Consider the following 8,776-nt stretch of genomic DNA (forward strand, 5'->3'; position numbering starts at 1 on the left):
TGTGGCGGAGAGGGTGTTCATGGCGTTCCTTGGCATGCGCACGACCCCCATGATGCCCGAACTCGCATGACGTTCCGCGCGCGACTCCATGACAGCGCGTGAGTGTGGCTGCGGTAGGCTGTGGCGACCGTTTCCAGAAGCGCACCCCCATGCAGCCTCTCCCCCGCGGTATCCGATGAACGAAGGCCACCCCCACCTGGTCATCGTCGGCGGTGGTTTCGCCGGCCTGTGGGCCACGCGCGCACTCGCCGATGCACCGGTACGCATCACGCTGGTGGATCGCCACAACTACCACCTGTTCCAGCCGCTGCTCTACCAGGTCGCCACCGCCGGCCTGTCCGCGCCGGATATCGCCGCGCCGCTGCGCCATATCCTGCGCCACCAGCGCAACGTCGAGGTATGGCTGGGCGAAGTGGTGGCGCTGGACCCGGATGCGCGCCAGGTCCGGCTCGGCGACGGCGCCACGCTGGATTACGACCATCTCGTGCTCGCCAGCGGCGCCACCCATGCCTATTTCGGCCACGACCAATGGGCGCGCCACGCGCCGGGCCTGAAGACGCTGGACGACGCGGTGTACCTGCGGCGCAAGCTGCTGATGGCCTTCGAACGCGCCGAGGCGGAAACCGATCCGGAAGCGTCCGCGGCGTGGCTGAGCTTCGCCATCGTCGGCGCCGGGCCCACCGGCGTGGAGCTGGCCGGCACGCTGGCGGAGATCGCCCGGCACACGCTCAGGAACGAGTTCCGCCACATCGACCCGCGCCTGGCGCGGGTGCGGCTGGTGGAGGCTGGCCCAAGGGTGCTGGCCTCCTTCCCGCCGGATCTCACCGAAAGTGCGCAGCGGCAGCTCGAACGGCTCGGCGTGGAGGTGGTCACCGGCACGCCGGTGACGCATATCGACGGCACCGGCTTCCAGCTCGGCGGCGAGTGGATTCCCGCACGCACGGTGGTGTGGGCGGCCGGCGTGGCGGCCTCACCCCTGGGCGCGCTGTTGGGCGTGCCCTGCGACCGTGCCGGCCGCGTGGTGGTGGAGCCGGACCTCAGCGTGCCGGGCCACCCGGAAATCTTCGTCGGCGGCGACCTCGCCGCGGTGAAGCGCGAGAACGGCGCACCGGTCCCCGGCGTCGCACCGGCAGCCAAGCAGATGGGCAAGCACATCGCCGCCTCGATCCGCGCGCGACTGCGCGGCGAAGCCACCACGCCGTTCCACTACCAGGACCTCGGCAACCTCGCCACGATCGGACGCATGGCGGCCATCGTGCACTTCGGCAAGCTCAAGCTCTCCGGCGTGGTCGCCTGGTGGTTCTGGCTGGCCGCGCACGTGTGGTTCCTGATCGGCTTCCGCAACCGCTTCGTGGTGCTGGTGAACTGGGCGATGGCGTACTGGAGCTACCAGCGCGCGGCACGGATCATCTTCGGTGAGGCGGAAGAACCACCGGACGACGACGTCACCCGGCTGCCACCCCGCGATCCCTCCTGAAAGCAGAAAGCCGCCCGGGGGCGGCTTTCGCTTCAATACGTTTCGAGCCGAAGATCAGGCGACGAACAGGGCCTTCATCTTCTTCAGCGCGTTCGCCTCGATCTGGCGGATGCGCTCGGCCGACACGCCGTACTCGTCGGCCAGCTCCTGCAGCGTCACCTTCGACTCCGAGTCCAGCCAACGGCGGCGGATGATGTCGCGCGAACGCTGGTCCAGGTTGGCCATGCCTTCTCGCAACAGCTGCAGCTGGTTGTCTTCGCTGTCGTGGCGCTCGTAGGCCTGCGACGGATCCTCGTCGTTGGCCACCAGGTAGCTCGCCGGCGACGGCGGGGCGTGGTCGTCATCCTCGTCGGACGGCGCATCGAAGCCGATATCGCGACCGGACAGGCGCGACTCCATCTCCATCACCTCGCGCTCGGACACGTTGAGGTCCTTGGCGACGGCGCTCACCTCGGCGGCATTGAGCCAGCCCAGGCGGGTCTTGGACTTGCGCAGGTTGAAGAACAGCTTGCGCTGCGCCTTGGTCGTGGCGACCTTCACGATGCGCCAGTTCTTCAGGATGAACTCGTGCATCTCGGCACGAATCCAGTGCACGGCGAAGCTCACCAGGCGCACGCCCATGTCGGGGTCGAACCGCTTGACCGCCTTCATCAGGCCGATGTTGCCTTCCTGGATCAGGTCGCCCAGCTGCAGGCCGTAGCCGTTGTAACCACGGGCCACGTGCACGACGAAGCGCAGGTGCGAATGCACCAGCTCGCGCGCCGCATCCAGGTCTTCACCATCACGGAAGCGACGTGCCAGCGCCTGCTCGTCATCCACCGACAGCACCGGGATCTGGTGCACGGCACCGATATAGGCGTCCAGCGAGCCGAGCGCGCTGGGGATCGGGAGATTGTTTGCCACAAGGGCAGTAGAGGTGTTCTGGCTCATAGGGCCTCATCTTAGCAGTCACCCAATTGGACTGCTAAAGGGGTGGAAAGTTCCTCAGTGTTTCACCATCAGAACGACGGCCCGGCATCCGAAGCCATTGTTCCAACCTCTATGTCATGAAAATCAATGACATACTTCACTTGGAGGCTGCGGGAACGTTTTCAAGGGCCGCCCAGTGTACGCAGGGGGCGTTCAACCGGCGTGAGGCGCGGAAGGCAGTTCCGCGACCCCTTCATGGACCGGCGGCGAGGGCCGAAAGTTCAGCCCGGCGGCAGGGCGTCGGAGAAGGCCGAGCGGGGCGGCAGGCGCCAGTCCACCGGGCCGGCGCCGCGGCGGGCCAGGTACTCGTTGGTGGCCGAAAAGTGCTTGCAGCCGAGGAAGCCGCGGTGCGCGGACAGCGGCGAGGGGTGCGGCGCCTTGAGCACCCGGTGCCGGCGCGGGTCGATTACCTTGCCCTTGGCCTGCGCGTAGCTGCCCCACAGCAGGAACACCAGGCCCTCGCGCTCACGGTTGAGCACGTCGACCACATGGTCGGTGAAGCCCTCCCAGCCCTTGCCCTGGTGGGCGCCGGCACGGCCTTCCTCGACGGTGAGCACCGCGTTGAGCAGCAGCACGCCCCGCTGCGCCCAGGGCAGCAGGCAGCCGTGGTCGGGTCGCGGAATGCCGAGGTCCGTCTCGATTTCCTTGTAGATGTTCAGCAGCGACGGCGGCACCGGCACGCCCGGCTGCACCGAGAAGCACAGCCCGTGCGCCTGGCCGTAGCCGTGGTACGGGTCCTGGCCGAGGATGACCACCTTGACCTGCTCGAACGGCGTGGCATCGAACGCGGCGAAGATCTGCGGGCCGGGCGGGAAGATATGCGCGCCGGCGGCCTTGCGCTGGCGCAGGAACGCGGAGAGCTCACGCATCTCCGGCCGCAGCAGCCAGTCCCCCACCCGCGCCTTCCACGACGGCTCCAGCTGGATCCGTTCCGCTTCGGTCACAGCATCACGACCTGGTCGTCCAGCCGCGCCAGGCGCAGCTGGAACAGCACCTTGGTCACCAGCAGGCGTTCCTCGATGGGCTTCTGCACAAGATCGTTGGCGCCGGCGCGCAGCAGCTCGGACTGGTTGTACGGATTGCTGTCGCCCGTCATCACCAGCACCGGCAGGCGGCGCTTGCCGTAGTCGAAATCCACGCGGATGCGCTCGACCACGTCGCGGCCGTTGAGCTCGCCCTTCAGGGTGACGTCGGTCAGCACCAGGTCCACGCGGCGTTCGGTGCGGCCCAGCGACTCGGCGGTGAGCAGCGAAAACGCCTCTTCGGCGGTGATGACGTGAAGCACCTTCAGCTGCTGGCGCTCGAGCATGCGCTTGGTCGCCTCGGCCACCACGCGGCTGTCCTCGATGTAGAGCACCGTGGCGCCGACGACCGGCTCGGGCTGCACGTAGCCACGGATGAAGGTCGCCAGGGCCTCGTGGCCGAGCGACTTGTCGAAATAATCGGTGACGTACTCGGTGAAGCGACGCTCCACCAGGTGCTGCTGCGCATCGCCGGACACCACGATCACCGGCACGTAGGCCTGTCCCGCCGCCTCGCGCACGCTGCGCGCCAGCGCCAGGCCGTCGCCATCGGGCAGCGACAGCGAGGTGGTCACCAGGTTCACCGCGCCGGCCGCCAGCGCGTCACGCGCCTCGCCGATGCTCGCGCAGCCCACGACTTCGACCGCCGGCAGCTCGCGCTTGAGCACGTCGGCGATCAGCTTGCGCACCAGTTTGGAACCATCGACCACCATGACGCGCGGCGCGTCGCTGATCAGATGCTTGAGATCGGGATTGCGCATGCGGCCCTCAGGTCTCGGTCGGGCGAGTCTGACGCAGGAAGTGTCCGGTCACCAGCCAGGCGCCGAGCCAACCGAGCAGGACGGTACCCAGCAGCACCATCCCGCCATGGAACAGGTCCAGCCCGTGCAGCGCGAACTGGCTGCCGTAGCTGTCGGCCAGCGCGGCCAGCGGCGCGCGCAGCGCGATGCCGGCCACGGCCAGCAGGCCGAGCGCGACGATGCCCGCGCCCAGGCCGTACCACGCGCCCAGGTACAGGAACGGGCGGCGGATGAAGCCATCGCTGGCCCCGAGCAGCTGCAGCACGCCGATTTCCTCGCGCCGGCCCTGGATGTCCAGGCGCACGGTGTTGCCCACCACCAATACCGCGCCGAGGCCAAGCAGCACCGACAGCACCTGCACCAGGCGCGCGCCGAAGTGCAGCCAGTTGTCCAGGCGCTGGCGCCATACCGCGTCGTGCTGCACGAGATCCGCCTGCGGGATGGCCTGCAGGGCGCCGGCCAGCGCCGCGTCATCGCTGCCGGCGGCCGGGGTGACGATGAGCAGCGTCGGCAGCGGGTTTTCGCCGAGCGCGTCGATCGCCTCGTCCAGGTGCGCGTTCTCGCGCAGTTCGGCCAGGCCCTGCGCCGGCGTGCGCAGCGTCACCGCGCCGACATCGCCGCGGCCACGCCACTGCTCGGCCAGCGCCTGGGCGGCGGCGGTATCGACGTCGTGCTTGAGGAACACGTTGATGTCGCGCGTCTGCTGCACACTGCCGGCGAGCAGGCGCACGTTGTCCAGCGCGATCGACAGGCCCAGCGGCAACGCCAGGGCCAGCGCCATCACCATGATGGTGAGCAGGGTCGCCCACGGCTTGCGCAGCGCGCGGCCGAGGCTGAAGGCAATGCTGTGCAGGTGGTGGTCGAACCACACCGACAGGCGCGACGGCGCGGCGTGCGGGGCGGGTTGATTCATTCGGCCAGGTCCTGCGGCGAGATGTCGTCCACCAGCCGGCCGTGGTCGAGCACCAGCACGCGCTTGCGCATTTGCTTGAGCAGGGCCAGGTCGTGGCTGACCACCAGCACGCTGGTGCCACGCGCGGGCAGTTCGGCGAACAGCTGCATGATTTCCGCGGCCAGGGTGGGGTCGAGGTTGCCGGTGGGCTCGTCGGCCACCAGCAGGCGCGGTTCGGAGACGATGGCGCGGGCGATGCCCACGCGTTGCTGCTCGCCAGCCGACAGCTGCGCCGGCAGCGCCTTCTCGCGGTCGGCCAGGCCGATGCGTTCCAGCGCCGAGCGCACGCGCTTGCCGATCTCGGCGCGACGGGTGCCGCGCAGGATCAGCGGCAGGGCGACGTTCTCGGCGATGCTGCGGTCGTGCAGCAGGCGATGATCCTGGTGCACGGCGCCGACGTCGCGCCGATGCAGCGCCACGCGCCCGCCGCGCACCTTGAGCAGGTTGCGTTCGCCGAAGATCACCGCGCCGCGGCTGGGGCGTTCGCTGAGGTGGATCAGCTTGAGCAGCGTGCTCTTGCCCGCGCCGGAGTGGCCGGTGACGAACAGCATTTCACCGGCACCCACTTCGAAACTGACGTCGACGAGGGCCTGGTGGCCCCCGGCGTATTGCTTGCTGACGTTGTCGAAGCGCAGGACGGTCATTCAGCAATTATGCCGGAGCGACCACCGATTGCACCGCCGGCAATCGCCCCAACCGTCGCGTCCGTCCGCCGGCGGCCTCAGCCGCCGGACACCAGCGAGCGCAGCTTGCGGCCCAGGCGGGTCAGGAACGAACCGTTGTTCGCGGCCGGCGCGGACTTGGTGGCCATGACCTGGATCGGCTTGCGCGGCGACGCCGGCGGCTGGGTCGCGCGTGCGGCCTCGGCGGCCACCGGATCGACCGGCTTGCCGTGGCGACGACGACGACGCTTGCGCGGCGCGCGCTCGCCCTGGGCTTCGGCGCCTTCGACCACCGGCTTGGGCGGACGCGGGGCCGCGGCCGGCGCGCTGGCGCCCTCGGCGGTTGCACCCTCGCCTTCTTCGCGCGGCTTGCGCGGGCGACGCGACTTGTCATCGCTGCCGCCTTCGCGACGCTCGCCGCGACCGCGGCCACCGCCGCTGCCCGAACGGCTGCCGCCGCCGGAACGGCTGCCCGAACGGCCGCCGCCACGACGCTCTTCCTCGGCGGCACGCGCTTCGCGCGCCTCGCGGAAGATCGCGCCGACGCTTTCGTTCTCGCCGTCGTCCTCGCCCGCCGCCACCGGCGCGCGCTCGGGGCGCGGCAGGGCGGTCAGCAGTTCCTTGGTCACCGGCTCGGACGGGATCTTCTGCTCGATGTAGGCCTCGATGTCCGGCAGGCCCATCGCGTAGCGCTCGCAGGCGAAGCTGATCGCATCGCCCTCGGCGCCCAGGCGCGCGGTGCGGCCGATGCGGTGGACGTAATCCTCGGCATCGAACGGCAGGTCGTAGTTGTAGACGTAGTCCACGCCGTCGATGTGCAGGCCGCGGGCGGCCACGTCGGTGGCGACGAGGATTTCCAGCTGGCCCTTCTGGAAGCGGTTGAGCAGGGTCTCGCGCTTCTTCTGCGGCACGTCGCCGGACAGCACGCCGACGCGGTAGCCGGCACGCTCCAGCGCCCGCGCCACGCGCTCGACGAACGCCTTGGTGTTGACGAACACCATGGTGCGCGCGCCTTCGCTGCGCGACAGCAAGCCCAGCAGCAGCGGGATCTTCTCTTCGTCCGCCGGGTAGTACAGCTTCTGGCGCACGCGCGCGGCGGTGATGGTCTCGGCCTCGACGACCAGCTTCTCCGGCTCGTTCATGTGTTCATAGGCCAGCTCCAGCACGCGATGACTGAGGGTGGCGCTGAACAGCAGCGTCTGGCGGGTGCCGCGCTCGGGCATGCGGCGCAGCAGGAAGCGGATGTCCTTGATGAAGCCGAGGTCGAACATGCGGTCGGCTTCGTCCAGCACGCAGATCTCGCAGGCGTGCAGGGACACCACCTTGTGCTGCTTGACGTAGTCGATCAGGCGGCCCGGGGTGGCGATGATCACGTCCACGCCCTTCTGCAGCAGCTCGCGCTGCTTGTCGTAGTCCACGCCGCCGTAGACCAGCGCGAAGCGCAGGCCCAGGTCGGCACCGAACTTCACCGCGTCCTTGTGGATCTGGATGGCCAGCTCGCGGGTCGGCGCCAGGATCAGGGCGCGCGGGTCTTCCGGCTTGCGGTCGGCCAGCGCCGGGCGGGTCAGCAGGCGGTTGATCACCGCGACCAGGAAGGCCAGGGTCTTGCCCGTGCCGGTCTGGGCCTGGCCCGCGACGTCGCGTCCAGCCAGTGCCACGGGCAGCGTCAGTGCCTGGATCGGCGTGCATCGGGTAAAGCCTGCGCCCTCCAGCCCCGAGAGCAGCGTCGGGTGCAGGTCGAACGAGGAAAAAGTCAAATCGGTCAGCGGTTTATCGCTCATCATTCCGTCTTCTTGAGGCGCCTGGAGCAGTCCGGGCGCGGCTTGCATCGATTCCGGCAGGGTCGCAAACTGCGTCCCTTGCACCGGACAGCGCGGCTTCAGACAGTGACTTGATTCCGCCGCGCAATGCCCCAGTTTACCGCAATGTGGCGGCCGGACCCGGTTTGGGGTCCAGCCCGGGTTCCCAGGAGACCAAAGTGAGCGACAAGGTTCTACATGTCGGCGAAGCCGACTTCGATAACGCCGTCCTGCAATCGGGCGAGCCGGTGCTGGTGGATTTCTGGGCCGAATGGTGCGGCCCGTGCAAGATGATCGCCCCGGTGCTGGACGAGCTGGCCAGCGCGTACGACGGCAAGCTGAAGGTGGCCAAGGTCAACGTGGACGAGAACCGCGCCCTGGCCGTGAAGTACCACGTGCGTTCGATCCCGATGCTGCTGCTGTTCAAGGATGGCCAGGTCCAGGCCTCCCAGATCGGCGCGGTCGGCAAGGGCCAGCTGACCCAGATGATCGACAAGAGCCTGGGCGGCGCGGTCGCCTGAGGCTTTGCCCGTGGCGCCGCCCGGCCAGGCCGGACGGCGCCCGCCGGCACCCTGCCGGCACTTGAATCATGCGGCGCTCCGCCGCTTGCGCCCCTTGCTGGGGCGGTGTTAACGTCAGTCCATCCGGCCACCTCGCGTGCGCCGCACCCCGCTGGAAACTCCTTCCAGACTCCCCGACCACCCCAAAGCTCGCCCCTCAGCCGGGCGCTCGCATATACAAGCGAGGAATCAAGCACTTGTCCGAGAATACTTCTTCCGAAACCGGGAGCGTCGACGCCCCCGTCGAAAAGCGCGTGCGCAAGACCCGCGTGAGCAAGGCCGCCGCCGAAGGCGCCAGCGATACCGCTCCCAGCACGCCGCAGACCGATCTGCCGCTGCCGCCGAGCCCGCCGGCCGAGGCGCCGCGTGCCGCCGCCGAAGCCCCGTCCGCCCCGGCCTCCGCCCCCGCCGCTGAAGGCGGCGCCGGCGAGCCGCGCGAAGGTGGCCAGCCGCGCGCGCAGCACCAGAACCACCAGAACCAGAACCAGAACCAGAACAACCAGCAGGGCCAGGGCGGCAACCGCCGCGACCGGGT

General features: G+C 69.2%; 8 protein-coding genes and 1 pseudogene. 3 read left to right on the forward strand and 6 right to left on the reverse strand.

Annotated elements, in window-relative coordinates; all coding sequences use genetic code 11:
• Nucleotides 1-175: 175 nt before the first annotated feature.
• Nucleotides 176-1,477 carry an NAD(P)/FAD-dependent oxidoreductase gene (locus tag ARC20_RS00735; protein ID WP_057642853.1) on the forward strand — a complete coding sequence of 434 codons (1,302 nt, stop codon included), beginning with the start codon at nucleotides 176-178 and terminating at the stop codon, nucleotides 1,475-1,477.
• A gap of 54 nt (nucleotides 1,478-1,531) precedes the next feature.
• Here ARC20_RS00735 and rpoH read toward each other — a convergent pair whose 3' ends face one another.
• The 6 genes from rpoH to rhlB form a co-directional block, all read right to left on the reverse strand.
• Nucleotides 1,532-2,407, reverse strand: a complete 876-nt coding sequence (rpoH, locus tag ARC20_RS00740) for an RNA polymerase sigma factor RpoH (RefSeq protein ID WP_057642856.1) — start codon at nucleotides 2,405-2,407, stop codon at nucleotides 1,532-1,534.
• Nucleotides 2,408-2,667: 260 nt separating this feature from the next.
• Nucleotides 2,668-3,390 carry a uracil-DNA glycosylase gene (gene ung / locus ARC20_RS00745; RefSeq protein WP_057642860.1) on the reverse strand — a complete coding sequence of 241 codons (723 nt, stop codon included), beginning with the start codon at nucleotides 3,388-3,390 and terminating at the stop codon, nucleotides 2,668-2,670.
• A complete protein-coding gene (locus tag ARC20_RS00750) occupies nucleotides 3,387-4,229 on the reverse strand; it encodes a response regulator (RefSeq protein WP_057642861.1) in 843 nt (280 codons plus the stop codon). Before ARC20_RS00750 ends, ung begins: the two co-directional genes overlap by 4 nt.
• A 7-nt stretch (nucleotides 4,230-4,236) precedes the next feature.
• The gene (gene ftsX / locus ARC20_RS00755; RefSeq protein WP_057642864.1) at nucleotides 4,237-5,181 is read right to left on the reverse strand and encodes a permease-like cell division protein FtsX; all 945 of its coding nucleotides are present in this window, start codon (nucleotides 5,179-5,181) and stop codon (nucleotides 4,237-4,239) included.
• A complete protein-coding gene (gene ftsE, locus ARC20_RS00760; RefSeq protein ID WP_057642866.1) occupies nucleotides 5,178-5,864 on the reverse strand; it encodes a cell division ATP-binding protein FtsE in 687 nt (228 codons plus the stop codon). Before ftsE ends, ftsX begins: the two co-directional genes overlap by 4 nt.
• A 77-nt stretch (nucleotides 5,865-5,941) precedes the next feature.
• On the reverse strand, nucleotides 5,942-7,663 hold the full coding sequence (gene rhlB / locus ARC20_RS00765; RefSeq protein WP_057642871.1) for an ATP-dependent RNA helicase RhlB: 1,722 nt from the start codon (nucleotides 7,661-7,663) through the stop codon (nucleotides 5,942-5,944).
• Nucleotides 7,664-7,860: 197 nt separating this feature from the next.
• Here rhlB and trxA point away from each other — a divergent pair, with 197 nt between their 5' ends.
• Nucleotides 7,861-8,202, forward strand: a complete 342-nt coding sequence (gene trxA / locus ARC20_RS00770; RefSeq protein WP_057642868.1) for a thioredoxin TrxA — start codon at nucleotides 7,861-7,863, stop codon at nucleotides 8,200-8,202.
• Between the two features lie 236 nt (nucleotides 8,203-8,438).
• Nucleotides 8,439-8,776, forward strand: a pseudogene (locus tag ARC20_RS00775) (transcription termination factor Rho); the annotation flags it as partial.

The sequence above is a fragment of the Stenotrophomonas panacihumi genome, from assembly GCF_001431645.1.
Lineage (GTDB): Bacteria > Pseudomonadota > Gammaproteobacteria > Xanthomonadales > Xanthomonadaceae > Stenotrophomonas_A > Stenotrophomonas_A panacihumi.